Origin of the sequence: Streptomyces sp. H27-C3, assembly GCF_030063415.1 — a bacterium.
In the GTDB taxonomy this organism is placed as follows: Bacteria; Actinomycetota; Actinomycetes; order Streptomycetales; family Streptomycetaceae; genus Streptomyces.
On record NZ_JASITA010000115.1, the window covers coordinates 1 to 1,096 of the forward strand.

Below are 1,096 nucleotides of genomic sequence, written 5' to 3' on the forward strand. Positions count from 1 at the left end.
TACTGCAACCGTGTTTGGCGTGACGGTGGTTCAGGGCAGGGGTTGTGGCCTCGTCGTTTGTAGTGGCTGATGCGTGCCCGGTGTTGTGCTTGTCGTCGCCAGTGGGACCAGTGCAGGACATGGGTGACCGGAGGAAGGAGACGTTCTGTGAGGTGGGCGGTCAGGCGGCGGATCTCGGGCAGGCTCAGCGGGACGAGACGCTGGTCACCGGGTTGCGATCCCCTTTTTTGAGCTCCTGTGAACGGACCGTGGTCAGGTAGGCGTGGGCTGCCATGGCGAGGGTGATGTGGCGGTACCAGGCGTGGTATTTACGGACCTGGTAGTGGTCGAGGCCGCATTCGTTCTTCGCGGTCTGGAAGCATTCCTCGATCGTCCAGCGGCGGCCGGCCACGACAAGGAGGGTGTTCAGGGTGGTGCCTTCGGGTGCGAAGCACACGTAGTAGGCGATCTCGGTGGGATCGGTGATGCTGCGGCGGGCCAGGACCCAGTGCTCGACGCCCTCCTCACGCCAGGGACGGATCGGGGCCCGGGCCCAATCGTAGACGCGCTCCCCGTGGGCGCCCCGCCCGCACGAACGCCGCTTCCACGCCTGCCGGGGCAGAGCGGCGACCAGCTCGTCCACGGGATGATCCATGCGTGAGGTGGTGACGACGGTGTCGGTTCGGCGCGTTGCCAGCACGTGGAACACCTCGCGCTGTTCAAGCCAGTAACGCAAGCCCTTGACCTGCCCGTATGCCTCATCAGCGGTCAGCCACGCGAACGGCACCCGCGCGGCGAGGACCCGCTCGATCATGGCCTTGGCGTGCTCGTTCTTCGTGGCGAAGAGGACCTCGTCGGGGACCGCGGCAGCACGGCAGCGTTCACGGTCCTCGGTCCAGGACGCGGGCAGGTACAGCTCCCGGTCGATCAACGTGTGACCGGCATCGGTTGCATAGGCCAGGAATGTGCCGACCTGACTGTTCTCGACCCGGCCCGCCGTGCCGGTGTACTGACGTTGAACGCCGGCCGAGCGGGTCCCCTTCTTCAGGAATCCAGTGTCGTCCACGACGAGTACCGCCTGCTGGTCGCCGAGGTGTTCGATCACGAACTCCCGGAT

1 protein-coding gene is annotated in these 1,096 nt (G+C 66.0%); it reads right to left on the minus strand.

From position 1 onward, the window contains the following. Window positions 1-184: 184 nt before the first annotated feature. A partial coding sequence (locus tag QMK30_RS38295; protein ID WP_283522944.1) for an IS701 family transposase occupies window positions 185-1,096 on the minus strand: 912 nt, incomplete at its 5' end.